Raw genomic sequence first — 19952 nt, 5'->3', positions numbered from 1 at the left:
GAAGTTTTCTGTTCTCAAGTGATTGAGCGCATGCTTAACTCTGAAACAGCGAAAAAGCCAAAAGGGAGGGTGCCATGGCACAGGTCTCGATGACCGTGAACGGAAAGGCTGCGTCTGGCGAGGTTGAGGGGCGCACATTGCTGTCGTCCTTCCTGCGCGACCAGCTGATGCTGACAGGAACCCATGTGGGCTGCGACACCTCGCAATGCGGGGCCTGCGTGGTGCATGTGGACGGCGAGGCAGTGAAGTCCTGTACGATGCTGGCGATCGAGGCGGACGGGGCCGAGGTTGCGACCATTGAAGGCCAGGCCAACGCCGACGGCTCGCTGAACGTCATCCAGCAGGCGTTTCAAGATCACCATGGCCTGCAATGCGGCTTCTGCACGCCGGGCATGGTGATGTCGGCGGCGGCTCTGCTCAAGGAAAATCCCAAGCCGTCCGAGCAGGAAGTGCGGGAATACCTTGAAGGCAACATCTGCCGCTGCACCGGCTACCACAACATCGTCAAGGCGATCATGGCGGCGTCCGGTCAGGACGTGACCGCCATCGCTGCCGAATAGACCCAAGCATTCCGCAGCCCGGATATCCTTCCGGGCTGTCAGTCAGCAGGCGCGCGGGGAGGCGTGCCACGCCAACAGGGAGGAATAGAATATGCCAAAAGACGGAGGCATCGGCGCCAGCAGCAAGCGGCGCGAGGACGTACGGTTCCTGACAGGGGCCGGGAACTACACCGACGACATCAACATGCACGGGCAAGCCTACGTGCATTTCCTGCGCTCTGACATTGCGCACGGAACGATCACGAACATCGACACGAGCGCTGCGGCGGGAATGCCCGGCGTGGTGCGCATCTTCACCAGTTCGGACTTTGAAGGCGTGGGCGGGATTCCCTGCGGCTGGCAGGTCACCGACAAGCACGGCCAACCCATGCAGGAACCGGCCCACCCGATCCTGGCCCAGGGCAAGGTGCGCCACGTGGGCGAACCCATCGCTGCCGTCGTGGCGGACAGCCTCGCCGAAGCGCGTGATGCAGCCGAAGCCATCGTCGTCGACATCGACGAGCTACCCGCCGTCGTAGACATGAAAGCGGCCCTGCAGGACGGCGCCACCAAGGTGCACGACGATCTCGACAACAACCTCTGCTACGACTGGGGCTTTGTTGAAGAGAACAAGGACGCTGTGAACAAGGCGTTCGAAGATGCGGCGCATGTGACGTCGCTCGAACTGGTCAACAACCGCCTCGTCGCCAACCCGATGGAGCCGCGCGTGGCCGTCGGCGACTATGCCCGCGGCACGGACGAGTCGACGCTCTACACCACATCACAAAACCCCCATGTGATCCGTCTGCTGATGGGCGCCTTCGTTCTCGGCATCCCGGAACACAAGCTGCGCGTCGTGGCGCCCGACGTGGGTGGTGGTTTCGGCACGAAGATCTTCCACTACCAGGAAGAGGCGTTCTGCACCTTTGCCGCCAAGGCCTGCAACCGTCCCGTCAAATGGACATCCTCGCGGACAGAGGCGTTCATCTCCGACGCCCATGGCCGTGACCACGTGACCAAGATCGAACTGGCGCTGGACGCAGACAACAACTTCACCGCGATCCGCACGGAGACGCACGCCAATATGGGGGCATATCTGTCTACCTTTGCGCCATCGGTGCCCACATGGCTGCACGGCACGCTGATGGCCGGGAACTACAAAACCCCGCTTATCTACGTGAACGTCAAGGCTGTGTTCACCAACACTGTGCCCGTCGACGCCTATCGCGGCGCGGGCCGACCGGAGGCGACGTTCCAACTGGAGCGCGTCGTGGACAAGGCCGCGCGCGAGCTGGGTGTCGATCCCATCGCGCTGCGCCGCCAGAACTTCATCACGGAGTTTCCCTATGCGACGCCGGTCGCGGTCGAATACGACACGGGTGACTACCACGGTACCATGGACAAGCTCGAAGAGATGGGTGACTTCGAGGGCTTCGCCGCCCGCCGCGCGGAAAGCGAAAAGAACGGCAAGCTGCGCGGTCTTGGTGTGAACTGCTATATCGAGGCCTGCGGCATCGCGCCGTCAAACCTCGTGGGACAGCTTGGCGCGCGTGCTGGTCTCTACGAATCCGCCACCGTGCGAGTCAACGCCACCGGTGGTCTGGTCGTGATGACCGGCTCGCACAGCCACGGGCAGGGACACGAGACGTCCTTTGCCCAGGTGGTGGCCGAGATGATCGGTATTGACGAAAACATGGTCGAGATCGTGCATGGCGACACGGCCAACACACCGATGGGCATGGGCACCTACGGCTCCCGCTCTATCGCGGTGGGCGGGTCCGCTATGGTCCGTGCGACCGAGAAAATCATCAACAAGGCCAAGAAGATCGCGTCCCACCTGCTCGAAGCCTCCGAAGCGGACATCGAGTTGAAGGACGGTGCGTTCTCGGTCGCAGGCACCGACAAGTCGGTCGCCTGGGGCGATGTGACCCTAGCGGCCTACGTGCCCCACAACTACCCTCTCGAAGACATCGAGCCGGGTCTGGAGGAAACGGCCTTCTACGATCCGTCGAATTTCACATATCCGTCAGGGGCTTATGCCTGTGAAGTTGAAGTGGACCCGGACACAGGCAAAGTGACCATCGAACGGTTCGCCGCGGCTGATGATTTCGGCAACATCATCAACCCGATGATCGTGACCGGACAGGTGCACGGCGGTCTAGCCCAAGGGATCGGGCAGGCGCTTTTGGAAAACTGCGCCTATGACGAGAACGGCCAGCTGCTCAGCGCGTCCTACATGGACTATGCGATGCCGCGCGCTGACGATCTGCCGATGTTCGACGTGGATCACTCGAGCCAGACGCCTTGCACGCACAACCCGCTTGGCGTGAAAGGTTGTGGTGAGGCTGGAGCCATCGGCTCACCTCCAGCTGTCGTGAATGCCGTTGTGGATGCGCTGCAATCGGCGGGCAAAGATGTGACCCATATCGACATGCCCTTATCGCCGGATCGCGTTTGGGCGGCCATGAACTGCTAAATGGATAGGGTGGAGCCGGGGGCCAGCCCCCGGACCCCCGGGATTTTTTTGAAACAGGGAAGAGGGAACCTCGTTCTCTGTTTCGGATGAAAGGACCAAGAGATGTACAACTTCGACTTTGAAAAGCCCGGTTCGGTCGCAGATGCGGTCGCAGCGCTCGGGGCCGAGGACGCGCAGGCGCTGGGGGGCGGGCAGACCCTGATCCCCACGCTGAAGCAGCGGTTGGCGCAACCGTCGAAACTGGTAAGCCTCAAAGGCATTGCCGAGATGCAGGGCGTTTGTACCGGCGACGACGGCGCGATCTGCATCGGGGGCGCAACAAACCACGCGACCGTTGCGGCGGAGGCAGGTGCCTATCCGGCGCTCGCGGCGACAGCGGCGCATATCGGTGATCCCGCGGTGCGCAACCGGGGCACGATCGGCGGCTCGCTCGCGAACAACGACCCGTCAGCCTGCTATCCGGCGGCCGCGCTTGGATCAGGTGCCACCATCGTGACCAACACGCGCGAGATTGCCGCCGACGACTACTTCCAGGGCATGTTCACCACTGCGCTGGACGAGGGCGAAATCATCACAGAAGTCCGCTTCCCCGTGCCGGAAAAGGCGAACTACCAGAAATTCGTCCAGCCTGCCTCGCGCTTTGCACTGGTGGGCGTGTTTGTCGCCAAATATGCCGACGGCGTGCGCGTCGCGATCACCGGCGCCAGCAATGACGGCGTGTTCCGCTGGGCGGAGGCCGAGGCGACGTTGTCGTCGAATTTCTCGCCCGACGCAATTGATGGCCTGAGCCTGAGCGGGGACGACATGATCAGCGACCTGCACGGCACCGGTGACTACCGCGCGCACCTATGCGGCGTGATGACCAAGCGGGCGGTGGCCGCTGCCGCCTGACATTCGCTTAGAACAATCGAAAGGCTCGGGCATGCCCCGGGCCTTTTGCATGTCTGAGGAAGAATAAAATGCCCCCACATAAGGATATCCAACGCTGGCACGCCCCGGCGCGGGGGCGCAGCCTCGCCGTTGCGCATGGCGGGCTGGTCTACGCGGTGGCCTACGACCCCGACGCCGCCCAGGGCATCGCGGCGCAAACCACAAATGCCTTGGCCTTTCTCAATGATCGTCTGGCTGAGGCCGGCAGCGACAAGTCCCGGCTTCTACAGGTCACCATCTACCTGCAGGACATGACTATGAAACGCGAGATGGACGTCGTCTGGACCGAATGGATCGGCCCACCGGAGAACTGGCCGCAGCGGGCCTGCATGGGCGCAGATATCGGGGACAACGGCACAACCCTAATCGAAATCGTAGCTATCGCCGCGCAGGTATAGCGCTTCAGATCGAGCCTGCCTCGACCATGAAATTGTTGGCCGTACACATCGCTGCATCATCAGACGCAAGCCACAAAACCATCCGCGCCACGTAAACCGGATCAATCAGATCCGGCAGGCACTGGCGCGCGCGGTGCGCCTCCAAAGCCTCAGGCGTTGCCCACAGCTCTTTCTGCCGGTCCGTCATGATCCAGCCGGGCACCACCGTGTTCACGCGAATACGGTGATCGCCCAGATCGCGCGCCATCGTGCGCGTCAGCCCATGCACCGCCGCCTTGGCCGTGGTGTATGCTGGAAAGCCGCCCCCGGCTTCCCACCAGGAATTGGAGCCGAGGTTGATGACCGACCCACTGCCCGCCTCAATCATGCCCGGCGCCACCGCTTGAATGGCAAAGAACATGTGGCGCAGATTGGTCTGCATCCGCTCGTCCCAATACTCGGGCGTCACGTCCTGCCAATTATGGCGGTCATCGCGGGCAGCGTTGTTGACGAGAACGGTGAACGGGCCAACCTGATCGGCCAGATCCGCAATGGCGCCCCGTGTCGCCTCGATGTCGCGCAGGTCGCACAGCGCATGCGCGGCCCCTGTGGCAGCACTCACCTCCGCCGACGCCTCGGCGTCGCGATCCAGAAACCCGACCTTCGCGCCCTGATCTGCAAACGCCTCGACCGTGAGGCGACCGATTCCCGACGCACCCCCGGTGATCAGAACAGGCGTGCCTTCAAGGCTTGGATAACGTGCGAATTCGGGCATGGCTCACCTCCGGTTGATACGTGTCCACCTTGTCTTGCGCCGCCACGCAGAGGTCAAGACACAGACAATTGCACAAGATGTCAGCACGTCACAGCAATCGGCCACCGTTTTTGAGCATGATCAACCGCAATTGCGCCCATCTGTGTTACCCTACAACCATCAGTGGAGGAGACAGCATGGCCCAGACCAAAGGCACCAAACCCAAAGACACCTCACAGACCACCGGCACCATGCTTGATGCGATGGCCAACTGGCAGGCGGCGGGCCTTGGCGCGCTCAACTGGTTCGGCCCGTCCACCATCGAACGCATGGGCGACATGGGCGCAGAATGGATGACCTTCGTGGCAGAGCGCGTGCGCGAGGACGTGGCCCTGCAGCACGGGCTCTTGCATGCCAAGTCCCCGGCGGAAGTGCAGCAACTGCAAATGCGGTTCCTGCAAAAGGCGATGGATCAGTACACGGCAGAGACGGGCAAGATGATCGAGATGAGTTCAAAGCTCTTCGATACCGATGACACTGACGCATCCAGCGACAACGTGAACGTCTGATACCAGCGCCCGCAATGGTATGGCGCAGCCATGCCACGAAAGGGCCTGTAACCGAAAACAAAAAGGGCGCTGCCATCGCAACGCCCCCCGTATGAGTATCGAACCGACTTAACCCTTCTGCGGCAGTGGCCCGATCATCATCACCATCTGGCGGCCTTCCATCTTGGGGAAGTTCTCGACCTTGCCGATCTCCTTGGTGTCGTCGGCAACCCGCTCCAGCAATTCGCGGCCAAGGTTCTGGTGCGCCATCTCACGGCCCCGGAACCGCAGGGTGACTTTTACCTTGTCGCCGTTCTCCAGGAACTTGAAAACGTTGCGCATCTTCACGTCATAATCGTTGGTGTCGGTGTTGGGGCGGAACTTCACCTCCTTCACCTCGATCACCTTCTGCTTCTTGCGGGCCTCGCTCTCGCGCTTTTGCTGTTCGTACTTGAACTTGCCGAAATCCATGATCTTGCACACGGGCGGGTTGGCGTTTGGCGAAATCTCGACCAGGTCCAGCCCGGCATCATCGGCCATGTCCATGGCACGGGCGGGGCTGACAACGCCGACGTTCTCACCATCTGCGCCAATCAGACGGATTTCGGGGGCACGGATCTTGTCGTTGACGCGCGGGCCAGTATCTCTTTGCGGCGGCGCGTTGTGGGGTCTGCGAGCGATGGTGGTCGTCCTTTGATCGTTCCAAAAATATGAGGCCGAAAAATAGCCTTTGGCCCGGTTTTCTTCAACCCTATGAATCGGCCATCCTGCGACCAAATCTACGATTTTCCCCCTTGAACCTTTTCAATGTGCCACGCATCTCAAGGCTGGAACCAAACACGCGGTCACGGCGTTGACCGAAAGACGTACAAAGGATGTGGCAATGAAAAATCTGATCTGGATTATCGTGGCGGTTGTGATCGCGGGCGGGGCGTACCTGCTCTATTCAGGTCAGACCCCGCAAGAGGTAGCAACCCAGGCCGCCGACGCCGTGAACGCACCCGAAGCGCTCGACAGCGCGAGCGAGGCCGCTGGTGAAGCTGCCGACGCAACCGAAGAAGTGGTGACGGACACTGTCGATGCCGCAACTGCCGCCGGCGAAGACGCCGCAGCCGCGGTCGAAGAAGCGGCCACGGACGCAGTCGAAGGCGCTCAAAACCTGGCCGAAGACGCAGCGACAGCGGCAGACAACGCCGTTGATGCCGCGACCGACGCAGCAAGCGCAGCGGTCGAAGAGGCAACAGAGACCGTCAACGACGCCATCTCGGCGCTCACCGACGGTGCGGCAGATGCCACTGAGACCGCAACGGACACAGCTGCCGACGCGGCAGAAGCCACAACAGACGCAGCCACGGAGGCGACCGAGGCGGTCACTGAAACGACTGAGGCGACGACGGAAACGGCCGACGCAACATCCGAAGCCACCGAGACTGCAACCGAAGAAGCCGTGGATCAGGCTGCCGAAGCGGCAACCGAAGGCACCGAAGAGGTCGCGAACGCAGGCGGCGTCGCAGAGTTGTTCACCGTCGATGGCTTCGACTTCGACCGCGTGGCCGAGATGATCGACAATTCCGAAGCGCTGAGCGTCGTACAGAAAACCACGCTCAAGACCGGGATCGAACAGGCGCAGAACAACCCCGAACTGCTGCAAGGGCTTCTGGACCAGTTGAAGCAAGCTATGGGCCTCTAAGCACGCTCCTTGCGACGACATTCAAGGCCGCGCCCCCATCGGAGCGCGGCCTTTTTCATGGCAAACAGTCGCATTTCATATTGTGCAAGCGTCACGCACCAGCCAACTCTGTGACATGCACGCCGACCCCCGCCTTCTCACAGAATTCAACGTCACCGACCCCCAACACGTGACCGAAACGCCCATCGCATCGATCTGGCGGGTCAAACAGGCGGATGGCACATTCGCCTGCCTGAAGCGCTACAAAGACGATGACCTGCGGGACGAGGCACCGGGCTTCGATTTGCTGACAGCGCAAGACGGCGTTGGAGCGGTCCGCATCTACCGTCAACACGGGGCTGCGATCTTGATGGAGTGGCTGGATGGCCCATCGTTGGGGGACATGGCGCGGAACGGCGATGACGCGCAGGCCACACACATTCTTGGAGATGTCGCGCAAGAGCTTCACAAAGCGGATGTCACACCACCGCACAGCCTCGATCCACTGCCCAACCGGTTCAAAGCACTCTTTGCCGCGACCTTCACCCCCGATTGCCCGCCCCAAGTTCGGGCCACGGTGCAGGCAGCGCGCAGGCTGGCCACTGACCTGCTGGCCAAACAAACGAACATCCGCGCCCTGCACGGGGACCTGCACCACGACAACGTGCGCGGCAGCGCGCGGGGCTTTCTTGCCTTCGATGCCAAGGGCGTGCTGGGCGAGCCGACCTTCGAACTGGCCAACGCCTTTCGCAACCCGCTCGGGTCGGACACGCTCTTTTCCGATCCGGCGGTGATCCTGCGGCGGGCGGAACAATGGTCGGCGGCCCTGAACGTGACCCAAAGCTACATGCTGTCATGGGCGGCGGCTTACAGCGCCCTGTCGCTCAGTTGGACGCACAACTCCGTCTTCGGGCCGGACGTGGCAAAGGACATGACACTGATCGACACGTTCCTGAAACTCCGCGCGCAAGGGACATCGGCCTAAGCATTCAATAAGTGACAGTTGCCCTTTGATCACTCGGATCGTCCGTCTTGCGCGGTCAGCCGGGGCAGGCGACATCATGGCGGCGATAACAATCGGCGCCGTTTGGCCTGCGCAGAAGGTTTATCACACCGGCCACTTGCGGGCGACACGCAAGCTGACATCATCGCCCGATGACACTTTTTCTACGTAGTATTGGAACTCTGGGACTGCTGCTGTTTGGCGGCCTTTTGGCGGTGGTTATGATGCTGCCGAATGCATTTGAACGATCTGCCATCAGTTTCACGAAATCAGAAGTGACGCGCGCCGTGATCGAGCGTTACCCGGACCTGGCCAACCAACCCGCGGTCGACGGCGTTCTGGAGGGGCTGAGTCGGTTCTCGTCTCAACTGGGAATTCGGCAAGACAGGCTGGATGAGATGTCGGCCTCCGACCTGCCCGAAGTGGTTGGGGCCATTGTCGAAAACCTGTGCACCTGCGGCCACGCCGCGCCCGAGGCGGTGAGCGCCCGTGCCGAAGCGATCCGCGCCGGATTACAGGCCCGTGCGGCAGTGCTGGGCCAGGGGCAAAACCGCTTGGCCGACTTCATCAAGGGGCGCTATGAAACCACGGTCGCGGCCCTGTACACAGAGCTTATAACATTTCTGCTGATCAACGTTGTCGCCTTTGCGGGCGTTCTGGGCGCAACATGCGTTCCGCGCGAGCGGCGGCATGCGGTGTTTGTGCCTGCGATGCTGATGGTTGCCTCGACCATCGCGTCATCGATCATCTATGTGTTTGGAACGAACTGGTTCTACACGATCCTGTTCAACGACTTCCTCGGGGTCTGGTATGCGCTTTGGATCGGCTTCATCTTCGCATTCCTCGCGGACATCGTGATGAACCGCGCGCGGGTGACGCTGAGAATACTGTCGAATCTGCCCCAAGGACTGACTGTACCCGGCTGCTAGCCGGGTACGTGATGTGCAAATAGCGGTCCCGACAACCCTATCGCATGGGTCCGAGCAGTGCGCGATCAGTCGAGAAAGGCTTTTTCCACGACGTAATGCGCGGGCTTCGAGTTCGCGCCTTCCTCCAGCCCGTACTCTTCGAACATGTCTTTCAGTTCGAGGTTAAAGGCCAGGTTCCCGCAAATCATCGCGCGGTCGCTTTCCGGGTTCAGCGGTTCCACACCCAGGTCTTCGAAGGCTTCACCGGATTTCATCAGGTCGGTAATGCGACCCATCTTCGGGCTCTCTTCACGGGTGGTGGTGGGGTAGTATTTGATCTTCTTCCAAAACCCTTCGCCGATCACCTCGTTCAGCAGCTCGTCGTGCTTCAGGCTCTCGATCAGGTCACGGCCATAGGTCAGCTCGCCGACCTCGCGGCAGGTGTGCGTGATGATGACCTCGTCATAATCCTCGTAGGTCTGCGGCTCGCGCAGGAGCGAGGCAAAGGGGGCAAAGCCGGTGCCGGTCGCAAAGAACCAGATGCGTTTGCCGGGCAGCAGCGCGTCATGGACCAGCGTGCCCACGGGCTTGGGACGCAGGATAATCTCGTCGCCCGGTTGGATGTGCTGCAGTTTCGAGGTCAGAGGCCCGTCCTGTACCTTGATGGAATAGAACTCCAACTCTTCGTCCCACGACGGCGACGCAATGGAATAGGCGCGCAAGAGCGGCTTTTGCTTGCCTGTCTCAGGATGCGGATCGCCCATCAGGCCGATCATCACGAACTCGCCCGAGCGAAAGCGCAAGCTGGCAGGCCGCGTGCAGCGGAAGCGGAAGAGGCGATCGGTGTAGTGCTCGATCTCTGTTACAGTCTGGGCGTCGGGCAGGGTGGGGGTGGCCTTGACGGCGGTTGTCTCGTTCACGGGGCTTTGCTCGGTCATGAATATGTCAACGCAGGCTTACACCTGCGCCTCTCCATTTGGGAAGGATTTTCGTGGTTTGTAAGGGCGCGAAAGGTCGCGTGCCTTGATCTGGCTCAGATGCGTTCAGTGATTGGACGCGCCCCGCAGGCGGGCCTGATAATCATGGCTCTGCCAGTCGGCGCGGAACTGCCATTGGTCTTCGGGCTGACGCGCGGCGAGCGCCTGGCTGATCTCAACCTCGTCAAAGCCTGACCGGCGGGCCATGGCATATTGATCGGAAATCACATGCCCCTTGGCCCGCAACCGGCCCTGATAGCCACGCAGGCGCAGCATCCGCGCAATGGTGAAGCCCCGCCCATCGGCAAAGCTGGGGAAATCCACGCGGATGATGTCCGCATTTAGCGGGATCTGATCGGGGTCCGCATCGCTCGGCACATCCAGTGCGGCCGCATCATTCGCCGCCTCACCCAGCGGGGTATAGCCGCGCTCCCATGTGTCGGGGCCAAAGCCCTGATCGGTCACTACGATTGTCATGTCTCTTGTCCTACTCGTACAAGTTTTCCGTCAACGAAGTGGATCCCACATTCGTCCTTGTCCTGATCCCGCCAGCGCCCCGCGCGCGCGTCTTCTCCGTCCGTCACCGGCGATGTGCAGGGCGCACAGCCGATGCTGGGATACCCCTTGGCCACCAGTGGATGCCGGGGCAGGCGGTTTTCATCCATGTAGTCGCTCACGTCTTCTGGCGACCAACGGGCCAGCGGGTTCACCTTGATCCGACCGGTGGCGTCCTCGACCTCGAAGAATTCGAGGCTCGTCCGCCCGGCCGATTGATACCGTTTCCGCCCGGTCATCCAGCCGCCATAGGGTGCGAGCGCCTTTTGCAGCGGTACCGTCTTGCGCAAAGCACAGCACGCATCGGTGTCGCGCTGATGCAGCGTGCCATCGGGATCGTGCGCTGAGATGTCATCCACCCGGATCACGGTGACGTTCTCCAGCCGCAACCGCTCTGCCACCTCCTGCTGATACACCAGCGTTTCGGCGAACAGCATCTCGGTGTCGATAAAGATCACCGGCACATCCCGCTTCACCATCGCCGCCAGGTGCAACAGCACCACCGACTCCGCCCCGAAGCTGGACACCAGCGCGATGTCCGGCACCGCTTGATACGCCGCACGCAACACATCGGTGGCGCCGTGATGGGTCAGTTGCGCATTTAGCGCGCTGACCATCACGTCGGCTTCCGGGTTGGTGGGCCCTCCGGGGGCGGTTTTCTTGGCGAAATGAAGCATGGATGCTTACTCCGCTGCCACCTTCGTCTCTGGGTAGAGGGCGGCTTTGAACGGAGTGAGCCCTGTGCGGCGGTAGGTGTCGATGAATGCCTCGTCTTCGTCGCTGCGGAGTTCGAGATAGGTGTCCACGATCCGCTCGACCGCCGGTACGACCTCGTCCGCTGAGAAGCCTGGGCCCACGCGGTCGCCCACTTTTGCCTGCTCGGTGTGATCGCCGCCCAGCGTGATCTGGTAGTTCTCCACCCCAGCGCGGTCGAGACCTAGGATCCCGATATGGCCCACATGGTGGTGGCCGCAGGCGTTGATGCAGCCCGAGATCTTGATCTTCAGCTGACCGATATCATGCTCGCGCTTCAGGTCGTCGAAAGCTGTCGCAATCTCCTGTGCAATCGGGATCGACCGGGCTGTAGCCAGCGCGCAGTAGTCCATGCCGGGGCAGGCGATGATGTCGCTGATGAGGCCGATATTCGCGGTCGCCAGCCCCTCGGCCTTGAGCGCCGAATAGATCGATGGCAGCGATGCTTTGTGCACATGCGGCAGGATCACGTTCTGCTCGTGGCTGATCCGGATCTCGTCATAGCCATAGGTCTCGGCCAGGTTCGCGATCAGGCGCATCTGGGCCGCCGATGCATCACCGGGTGTCGCGCCATGTTTCTTCAGGCTGATCGTCACGATTGCGTGGTCCGCATCGCGGTGCGGCGTCACATTGGTGTCGCTCCAGGCGCGGAAGGCCGGATAAGTTTCCAATGCCCGCGTGTAGGGCGCGGTGTCGGCCTCGACAAAGGCGGGCGGCGCAAAATGCCCCTCGATCTCGCGCAGCATCTGCTGGTCCACGCCCGAGAACGTCTTGCGCGTCTCGACAAAGCGTTCTTCGACCAGACGGCGGATCTCATCAATGCCGTGCTCGTGCACCGTGATCTTGATCCGCGCCTTGTACTTGTTGTCGCGGCGACCGATCTGGTTCCAGACGGACACGATGGCCTCAAGATAGGGCAGCAAGTCTGCTTCGGGCAGGAAGTCGTTGATGACCTTGCCGATCATCGGCGTGCGGCCCAGACCGCCACCTACGATGATCTCATAGCCGCGCGCACCATCGTGCTCGACCATACGGATGCCGATGTCATGCGCTTTGGTCACAGCGCGGTCATTTGGGGACCCGGTGATCGCGATCTTGAACTTGCGCGGCATGAACTGGAACTCGGGGTGGTCGGTGGACCACTGACGTAGCAGCTCGGCCACAGGGCGCGGGTCGGCAATCTCGTCCGCTGCAGCCCCTGCGAAATGGTCGGCGGTCACGTTGCGGATCGTGTTGCCGGAGGTCTGGATGGCGTGCATCCCCACCTCGGCCAGCGCGTCCAGCATGTCCGGCACGTCCTTCAACTCGGGCCAGTTGTACTGGATGTTCTGGCGCGTGGTGAAATGGCCATAGCCCTTGTCCCACCGCTCTGCGATGTCCGCGAGCTTACGCATCTTGGCGCTGCTTAGCGTGCCATACGGGATAGCAACCCGCAGCATATAGGCGTGCAGTTGCAGATATAGACCGTTCATCAGACGCAGCGGCTTGAACTCGTCCTCGGTCAGCGCGCCGGAGATGCGGCGCTCCACCTGGGCGCGGAACTGGCGGTTGCGTTCGGCCAGAAAGGCGGTGTCGAACTCTGAATAGCTGTACATCACTGCAGCTCCACTTGCTTGCCATGGGCGTAGTTGCTGGGGCCTTTGGCCCGGAATTCTTCGCGGAAGTGGGTCGGGACCGGCTTGCCGTCCTCGACAGCCACATCGGCCAGATAGGCACCAACAACCTCATCAACTTGCTGGCTGGCCTCGATCAGACGCAAATCGGCATCGGCCTCATCGGTCAGCACCTCGGCCTCTTCCAGCTTGCGGGTCCAACCATCAGCGGTCTGGTAGATCACGTCGCCCGCAAGCAGGTGGTTGGCGGTGACGACTTTGGGGGTGAAGGCTTTGGGCATCACTGTGCCTCCTGCATGTGGGGCATGGGAATGTCGGGAACGGCGGCAAGTGCGGCGCGGGGTGCCAGGCCGATGAAGGTCAGGGCAGGGCCACCAAGACCCGCCTCGGTCAGGGTCGGCTCCATCTCGGCCACGGTGGTGGACAGGATCTGCTGATCGGCACGGCTGGCGTTTTCGACAAAGGTTACGGGCGTGTCGGGATCAATCCCGTGCATCATCAGGCGGCCCTGAATGAAGCGGGCGGACTTCTTGCCCATGTAGATCGCAGCGACCTCACCGGGTTGGGCGAGCGCCTTCCAGTCATGATCCGCAAAACCACGCGTGTCATGGCCGGTCAGGAAGCGGACGGAGGAGTTGCGGCCCCGGCGCGTCAGCGACTGACCAATGGACGCGACAGCAGCAGATGCGGCGGTGATGCCCGGCACGATATGATGCTCTACACCGGCCTCGGTCACGGCCTCAATTTCCTCGTCGAGACGGCCAAAGACGGTGGCATCGCCGGATTTCAGACGCACAACCTGCGCACCTTTGAGGCCATGTTCGACGATCAGGTCGTTGATGGTCTCTTGCGGAGTCGAGGGGCCGAATGCTTCCTTGCCCACGTCGATCATGGTCGCTTCGCGGCGGGCCAGTTCGAGGATTTCCTTGGAAATCAGGCGGTCATAGATGACCACATCGGCCTCATCCAACGCTTTGCGCGCCTTCAAGGTCAGCAGTTCGGGATCACCCGGACCCGCGCCGACAAAAGCGACATGACCCTTGCGCGCATCACGCATCAGGTGATCGGCCAGCAGATCATCAAGTGCAGGCTGTACAGCCTCTTCGCCTGCGCTCATCGCTTTGGGACCGGCATTGAAGTAATAGTCGCGCCAGAAGTCACGGCGCGGGCGGCCAAAGGGCAGGGCATCAGCCGCCTTGCGGAACGCCTTGCCGATGCGGGCGAGGGTGCCGAGGGACGTCGGCAGGCGCTCTTCCAGATCGGCCTTGATCGCGCGGGCCAGCACGGGGGCGGCCCCTTCGGTGCCGATGGCGACGGTCACGGGATCGCGGTCTACGATGGCGGGGGTGATGAACTGGCTGTCGGCGAGGTTGTCGACGATGTTCACGAGCGCGCCGTCTGCATGCGCGATGGCTGCGGTGCGCTTGTCTTCGGCTTCGTCTTCATCCGCGGCATAGAAGAGAGCGGCGCACAGCGCATCACCCGGCTCCATCGCTCGGTCGATCAGGCGCAGCTTGCCGCTCTCGGCCCACGCCTTGATCTGGTCATCCGCGTCAGGAGCAAAGACCGTGATATGCGCCGTCGTTTTCATCAGCAGGCGCAACTTCGCCAGCGCCGCATCGCCGCCGCCGGACAGCACGATCCGGCGACCCGCCGTATTCAGAAAGATGGGAAAGTGGTTCATCTGTGCCTCGATCCGCGAAAACTGACCCTCAATATAGGAAAATTTTCCCGTTTAGCGCTAGACAGTGGCGTAGATAAGGATGATTGTTCTGTCTATTCGCAGGTGCAGAACGCCTGTTTCCTGAATCGGAGCGCTTTGGAATGTCTGTTCGCATCGACGACGTGGATCGCAAAATTCTGGCCGAGCTACAGCGCGACGCCAGCCAATCTCTGGATGATATCGCCAAGGCGGTGGGGTCGTCGAAGACGCCTGTGTGGAACCGGATTCGCAAGCTGCGCGAGGCAGGCGTAGTCGGCCAGCAGACCGTGGTTCTGGACGCCGAAGCGCTGGGGTTCGAGGCGTGCTTCTTCGTCCTCATCCGCACCTCCGAGCACGAGGCTGACTGGCAGGCGAAGTTCTTGCAAGCCCTGCGCGACCGCCCAGAAGTGCAGGAAGCGCACAGGCTTGCGGGCGACATCGATTATATCCTCAAGGTCCGCGTGAAAAACGCTCGTGCCTACGACGCTTTCTATCAGGCGCTGATCTCGGAAGTTCGCGTGCACAACGTCACGGCGCTTTTGTCGATGGAAGAGATCAAGTCCACCACGATGCTCCCGCTGGAGACGTGATCCAATTGCGCGCTACCGCGCATTGTCTATTCAGCCAGTGGTAAGGCGATGCTTTGTTTTTAGCGCTGTGCTGGTTGTGCCGTTTGGATGTTCTGCTGAGAGGTCGTTTAGGGCGCAATGCGTCCTAAACAGACCTGTTCTAGGGTGAGGTGAGTCGCGCCCGCATCAAGGACAAGCGGCGCAAAGCGCCGTCGCTGCGCGATCCTTGACCCGGTCCCGACTCACGTGGCCGAAACGATCAGCCGGTCGAGTTTGTGGAAATGGTAGCTGTCGGCGTACTGGGGCGCTTCGGTGATCTTTAGATCCGGCAGCGCCTCGAATAGCATCGGCAGCGCGATCTGCATCTCAAGCCGCGCCAGCGGCGCCCCCACGCAGAAGTGCAAGCCACCGCCAAAGGCCACGTGCGCGTTCTTCACCCGGCCCGGATCGAACTGATCCGCCTTGTCAAACACCGCCGGATCACGCCCAGCCGCCCCCAACATCAGCGCAATCTCGTCACCTGGACCAAAGCTATGCCCGCCCACCTCGATCGGCTCATAGACATGCCGCGTGAACATGTGCAGCGGCGGGTCAAACCGCATGACCTCCTCGACACACCGCTCCGGGTTGACCAGTGCCTTGGCAGGGCTGTAGTCCACCAGCGCCTTCACCGCATTGCCCAGGGAATGCACCGTCGCCTCGTGCCCCGCATTCAAAAGCAGCACACAGGTCCCGATCATTTCTTCCCGGCTCAGGGTCTCGCCCCCATCCTCGGCGGCAATCAACTCGGTGATCAGGTCATCGCGCGGATCTCCCCGTCGCTCTTCGATGTAGCCGCTCAGGAAAGCCGAAAACTCCCCCGCCGCCGCATTTGCTGCATCCTCAATGCGACGGTCACGCCCCGCCTGATACATCGCCACCATCGCCGCCGACCAGCGCAAGAGGTCCGGCCCCATCTCCTCCGGCACGCCCAAGAGCCGCGCAATCACGCGGACCGGCACCAACTGGCAATAGGTCGGGATCAGATCAAACGGCCCCTCGGGTAGCCCATCTAGCAACTCCGCACAGATGGCACGAATATCCTCCTCCAGCCCCGCAATCCGGCGCGAGGTAAAGGCATGCAGCACCAAGCGGCGCAAGCGCGTATGCTCCGGCGGCTCAAGCTCCAGCAACGAATACCGCTCCACCGCGTCAAACTCCGCCAAATGCGGCGCAGCCGCCCCACGACCCGGTACAGCACGGCCCAAGCGACGATCTCGTAACAACGCATGCACCGTCGCGTGGTCAAACGCTGCGTGCATCCCATAGTCTTGCCAATACAGCACCGGCCCCTCCGCCCGCGCGCGGTCGTAAAAGGCGTACGGGTCCTGAACAAAGGCGGGGTCGTGGGGGGACTGGATCAACATGGGCCAACATGTCTCAGGCCCGCGCCGCCTTGGCAAGCGGCAAGGGGCAGGGATAGGGTGCGCGCCATGTCGAACGGATATGTCAGACGGATCAGTGTGGTACTGGGCTTCATTGCGCTTGTCGCCGCCGCCTCGGCGGGGGTCTGGCGCTACGGCTATTTCCAAGCGCTCGACCAACTGGCGCGCCAAGGGCAGTCCGACCTCGCACTCGCCTCCGACCGGTTGACGGGGCAACTCCAACGCTACCGCGAACTGGCAGTACTTGTGGCCGACCACCCCCGCGTCGCCGCCGCACTGGCGGGCGAAGACATCTCCCAGACCGAAGAGCTGTTCCTCACCATTGCAGACAAAACGGCGGCCCAAGACATCCGGCTGACGGACGCAAACGGCCTGATCCTCGCCGCCGCACGGCCCGACGTGCCGGGGCTCGACATTGGCCCGCTGGTCCAGCGCGCGGCCCAAGGGGCGCTCGGCTGGGGCAACGGACGGACAGGACAGGGCACACGGGTCTTCGCCTACGCCGCCCCTGTCTTCAACAACCGCTCCGACGTGGTGGGCACTGTGGTCGTCACGGCGGACCTCGCCGGCATCGAATGGGACTGGGTCGGCTCCAACCCCGCCGTCTTCTTCACCGACGCGCGCGACCGGGTCTTCATCACCAACCGCTCTGAAATCGTCTACTGGCAACGCTCCGAAACGGGGGCCGAACTGAAACCCACCGACGGCCCGGCACTGCCCTTTGACAGCTACGAACTTGGGCGGCACGAGGTCTGGCAACTCGGTTGGGGACCGTACTTGCCGCAAAACGCCCTGCACCTAGTGCGCCCCCTCCCGGTCATCGGCATGACGGGCGAGGCGCTGGTGGACGTGGCCCCAGCGCGCCGCCTCGCCACGCTGCAAGCCGCCGCGGTCGCCGGGCTGTGCCTCGCCTTCGGCGCTCTCCTGTTCCTCGCCACCGAACGGCGGCGCACATTGGCGGAGGCCAACGCCCAGCTCGAAGCCCGCGTGACCGAACGGACAGCGGAACTCTCGGACACCAACGCACGGCTGAGGCGCGAGGCCGAGGAACGGGAGGAAGCCCAGACCGCGCTTGCACGCGCACAGGCCGACCTTGTCCAAGCGGGCAAACTCTCCGCCCTGGGCCAAATGAGCGCGGGGCTCTCCCACGAACTCAACCAACCCCTCATGGCGATCCAGACCTATGCCGACAATGCCCAGGCCTTCCTCGACCGCGACAAACCCGACCGCGCAGGCGACAACCTGAACCGCATCGCCGACATGGCCCGCCGCATGGGCCGCATCATCAAGAACCTGCGCGCCTTCTCCCGGCAGGAGAGCGAGCCAGCAGTGCGCGTGGACCTTGTCCACGTGATCCAAAGCGCCGTTGAACTCACCGCACCCCGCATCCGCAACGAAGATGTGACACTGACCGTCAACACGCCGCAAACCCCCATCTGGGTCTCGGGCGGCGAGGTGCGGCTGGGGCAGGTCTTCGTCAACCTGATCTCCAACGCCATCGACGCCATGGCGGGCCGCGACACACGCCACCTGACGATCACGGTCCAGGACACCTCTGTCACCATCGCCGACACCGGCCCCGGCATCGAAACCCCCGACCGCGTGTTCGACCCGTTTTATTCCACGAAAGAGGTCGGCGCCTCCGAAGGCATGGGGCTGGGCCTGTCGATCTCCTACGGGATTATTCAGGGCTTCGGTGGCGAAATTCATGGCAACAACAGCCCGGAAGGCGCTGTTTTCACAGTAGATCTACAACCCTGGACGCAAGAGGCCGCCGCATGACCACCCATGTCCTGCTGGTCGATGACGACGCCGCCGTGCGCGACGCACTGGCGCAAACGCTGGAACTCGCGGACCTGATCCCGATCCCGGCGGCCTCATTCGTGGTGGCCCAGGATCACATCGCCGCAGACTTTGACGGCGTGATCCTGTCCGACATCCGCATGCCCGGCCGCGACGGCTTCCACCTGCTCGCCCACACCCGCAAGATCGACGCCGACCTGCCCGTGATCCTGCTCACGGGCGAAGGCGACATTCCCATGGCCGTGCAAGCCATGCGTGACGGCGCGTTCGGTTTCCTCGAAAAACCCTGTGCACCCAATGAATTACTGGCCGTTCTTGAACGCGCCCTGAAAACCCGAGCGCTCGTCCTAGAAAACCGCCGCCTGCGCCAACTGGTCGAAAGCGGCGACCCGGCGGCCCGGATGCTGTTCGGAGAATCCGAACTGGCTGAAGGCCTGCGCGACCGCGTCCGCCTGCTGGCACCGTTAGAGACTGAAGTGCTCGTCACCGGCGCCCCCGGCTGCGGCATCTCCAAAGTGGCCGAGGTCATTCACCTGTCCTCCCTCCGCTCCAAAGCCCCCTTCGTCAAACGCGCCGCCGCCGATCTGCGCCCCGGCGCGCTGGCCGAGGCGATGGACAAGGCCAAGGGCGGCAGCCTGTTCCTCGACGAAATCACCCAGCTTCCTCACGCCAGCCAGCTCCCCCTGCTCGAAGCGCTGGAGGCCAGCAATGACCCGCGCCTCATCGCGGGCAGCACGCGCAATCTCGGTTCAGCCGTGGAAGAGGGCGCGCTGAACGCCGATCTCTACTACAAGATCGAACTCTTCCCAATCCGCATCCCCAGCCTGCGCGAACGACCCGAGGACATCCCGATCCTCTTCCGCCACTACGTCGCCCAGGCCGCCGAACAGGCGGGCCTGACCCCGCCCGCGCTCACCCCTGACCATATGGCAGCACTCATGTCGCAGGACTGGCCCGGCAATGCCCGGTCCCTGATGAGTGCGGCCATGCGCTTTGTGCTGGGCATGCCCGAGGACGCGTCCAAGGCCGTGGATCTCGGTCTCGCCGAACAGATGGCGCGCGTTGAGCGGTCCTTGCTGGTTGCGGCCCTTGGCCGTCAAAACGGCCATGCCTCGGCTGCGGCAGAGGCGCTAAAGCTGCCGCGCAAGACCTTCTACGACAAGCTGAAGAAATACGGGATTCGGGCCGAAGACTACCGGCGCTAACACTGTGCGGAAATCCGCACAGTGTTGCGTGGTGCAGTGCGAAAATCCGCACAAAGCTGTGAGGCGCAACACCCTAGATACTTTAATTTCGGATTTTAGGTATCTGAAAAAAAGTTAAAATCATCCCTTTCCGAGGTGTAGACAAAA

General features: G+C 62.3%; 20 protein-coding genes. 11 read left to right on the top strand and 9 right to left on the bottom strand.

What is annotated here, in order from left to right:
- Positions 1-74 precede the first annotated feature (74 nt).
- The 4 genes from RA29_RS15640 (at position 75) to RA29_RS15625 (ending at position 4343) form a co-directional block, all read left to right on the top strand.
- Positions 75-560, top strand: coding sequence for a (2Fe-2S)-binding protein (locus RA29_RS15640; protein ID WP_039687439.1), 486 nt, complete (start codon positions 75-77; stop codon positions 558-560).
- 91 nt (positions 561-651) lie between these two features.
- Positions 652-3015: a xanthine dehydrogenase family protein molybdopterin-binding subunit gene (locus RA29_RS15635; RefSeq protein ID WP_039687437.1), complete on the top strand. Its 2364-nt coding sequence runs from the start codon at positions 652-654 to the stop codon at positions 3013-3015.
- A 102-nt stretch (positions 3016-3117) separates the two neighbouring features.
- A complete protein-coding gene (locus tag RA29_RS15630) occupies positions 3118-3906 on the top strand; it encodes a xanthine dehydrogenase family protein subunit M (RefSeq protein ID WP_039687435.1) in 789 nt (262 codons plus the stop codon).
- A gap of 68 nt (positions 3907-3974) precedes the next feature.
- Positions 3975-4343 carry a RidA family protein gene (locus RA29_RS15625; RefSeq protein WP_052249680.1) on the top strand — a complete coding sequence of 123 codons (369 nt, stop codon included), beginning with the start codon at positions 3975-3977 and terminating at the stop codon, positions 4341-4343.
- Positions 4344-4347: 4 nt separating this feature from the next.
- On the opposite strand, the gene RA29_RS15620 is transcribed toward RA29_RS15625, so the two are convergent.
- Entirely contained in the window at positions 4348-5097 is a 750-nt protein-coding gene (locus tag RA29_RS15620; protein WP_039687432.1) for an SDR family oxidoreductase, read from the bottom strand.
- 176 nt (positions 5098-5273) lie between these two features.
- On the opposite strand from RA29_RS15620, the gene RA29_RS15615 reads away from it, so the two are divergent.
- Complete coding sequence (locus RA29_RS15615; RefSeq protein ID WP_039687430.1) at positions 5274-5645, top strand: phasin family protein; 372 nt, start codon at positions 5274-5276, stop codon at positions 5643-5645.
- A 108-nt stretch (positions 5646-5753) separates the two neighbouring features.
- Here RA29_RS15615 and infC read toward each other — a convergent pair whose 3' ends face one another.
- The gene (infC, locus tag RA29_RS15610) at positions 5754-6305 is read right to left on the bottom strand and encodes a translation initiation factor IF-3 (protein WP_039687896.1); all 552 of its coding nucleotides are present in this window, start codon (positions 6303-6305) and stop codon (positions 5754-5756) included.
- Positions 6306-6507: 202 nt separating this feature from the next.
- Here infC and RA29_RS15605 point away from each other — a divergent pair, with 202 nt between their 5' ends.
- The 3 genes from RA29_RS15605 (at position 6508) to RA29_RS15595 (ending at position 9225) form a co-directional block, all read left to right on the top strand.
- On the top strand, positions 6508-7314 hold the full coding sequence (locus RA29_RS15605) for a hypothetical protein (RefSeq protein WP_039687428.1): 807 nt from the start codon (positions 6508-6510) through the stop codon (positions 7312-7314).
- A gap of 115 nt (positions 7315-7429) precedes the next feature.
- Complete coding sequence (locus RA29_RS15600) at positions 7430-8278, top strand: aminoglycoside phosphotransferase family protein (protein WP_039687427.1); 849 nt, start codon at positions 7430-7432, stop codon at positions 8276-8278.
- 170 nt (positions 8279-8448) lie between these two features.
- Entirely contained in the window at positions 8449-9225 is a 777-nt protein-coding gene (locus RA29_RS15595) for a hypothetical protein (protein WP_152613030.1), read from the top strand.
- 65 nt (positions 9226-9290) lie between these two features.
- Here the strand turns inward: RA29_RS15595 and RA29_RS15590 are convergent, their stop codons facing one another.
- The 6 genes from RA29_RS15590 to cysG form a co-directional block, all read right to left on the bottom strand.
- Positions 9291-10142 (bottom strand): ferredoxin--NADP reductase, encoded by an 852-nt coding sequence (locus RA29_RS15590; RefSeq protein WP_039687423.1) that lies wholly within the window; start codon positions 10140-10142, stop codon positions 9291-9293.
- A gap of 105 nt (positions 10143-10247) precedes the next feature.
- Positions 10248-10658 carry a DUF934 domain-containing protein gene (locus tag RA29_RS15585; protein WP_039687421.1) on the bottom strand — a complete coding sequence of 137 codons (411 nt, stop codon included), beginning with the start codon at positions 10656-10658 and terminating at the stop codon, positions 10248-10250.
- Positions 10655-11353: a phosphoadenylyl-sulfate reductase gene (locus RA29_RS15580; protein ID WP_039687894.1), complete on the bottom strand. Its 699-nt coding sequence runs from the start codon at positions 11351-11353 to the stop codon at positions 10655-10657. The genes RA29_RS15585 and RA29_RS15580 overlap by 4 nt, the downstream gene beginning before the upstream one ends.
- Positions 11354-11419: 66 nt before the next feature.
- On the bottom strand, positions 11420-13084 hold the full coding sequence (locus tag RA29_RS15575; RefSeq protein WP_039687419.1) for a nitrite/sulfite reductase: 1665 nt from the start codon (positions 13082-13084) through the stop codon (positions 11420-11422).
- Positions 13084-13383, bottom strand: coding sequence for a DUF2849 domain-containing protein (locus RA29_RS15570; RefSeq protein ID WP_039687417.1), 300 nt, complete (start codon positions 13381-13383; stop codon positions 13084-13086). The genes RA29_RS15575 and RA29_RS15570 overlap by 1 nt, the downstream gene beginning before the upstream one ends.
- Positions 13383-14786, bottom strand: coding sequence for a siroheme synthase CysG (gene cysG, locus RA29_RS15565; protein WP_039687415.1), 1404 nt, complete (start codon positions 14784-14786; stop codon positions 13383-13385). Before cysG ends, RA29_RS15570 begins: the two co-directional genes overlap by 1 nt.
- A gap of 140 nt (positions 14787-14926) precedes the next feature.
- On the opposite strand from cysG, the gene RA29_RS15560 reads away from it, so the two are divergent.
- Complete coding sequence (locus RA29_RS15560) at positions 14927-15394, top strand: Lrp/AsnC family transcriptional regulator (RefSeq protein WP_039687413.1); 468 nt, start codon at positions 14927-14929, stop codon at positions 15392-15394.
- A gap of 221 nt (positions 15395-15615) precedes the next feature.
- Here the strand turns inward: RA29_RS15560 and RA29_RS15555 are convergent, their stop codons facing one another.
- Positions 15616-16779, bottom strand: coding sequence for a cytochrome P450 (locus RA29_RS15555; RefSeq protein ID WP_039687412.1), 1164 nt, complete (start codon positions 16777-16779; stop codon positions 15616-15618).
- A gap of 66 nt (positions 16780-16845) precedes the next feature.
- Between RA29_RS15555 and RA29_RS15550 the strand changes: the two genes are divergently transcribed.
- Together RA29_RS15550 and RA29_RS15545 are read left to right on the top strand one after the other, a co-directional pair.
- Complete coding sequence (locus RA29_RS15550; RefSeq protein WP_039687410.1) at positions 16846-18579, top strand: ATP-binding protein; 1734 nt, start codon at positions 16846-16848, stop codon at positions 18577-18579.
- On the top strand, positions 18576-19805 hold the full coding sequence (locus RA29_RS15545; protein WP_039687408.1) for a sigma-54 dependent transcriptional regulator: 1230 nt from the start codon (positions 18576-18578) through the stop codon (positions 19803-19805). Before RA29_RS15550 ends, RA29_RS15545 begins: the two co-directional genes overlap by 4 nt.
- Positions 19806-19952 lie beyond the last annotated feature (147 nt).

This window comes from Tateyamaria sp. ANG-S1, assembly GCF_000814025.1.
In the GTDB taxonomy this organism is placed as follows: Bacteria; Pseudomonadota; Alphaproteobacteria; order Rhodobacterales; family Rhodobacteraceae; genus Tateyamaria.
Note: the sequence above shows the minus strand (reverse complement) of the source record. Positions and strands in the feature narration are given on the sequence as shown.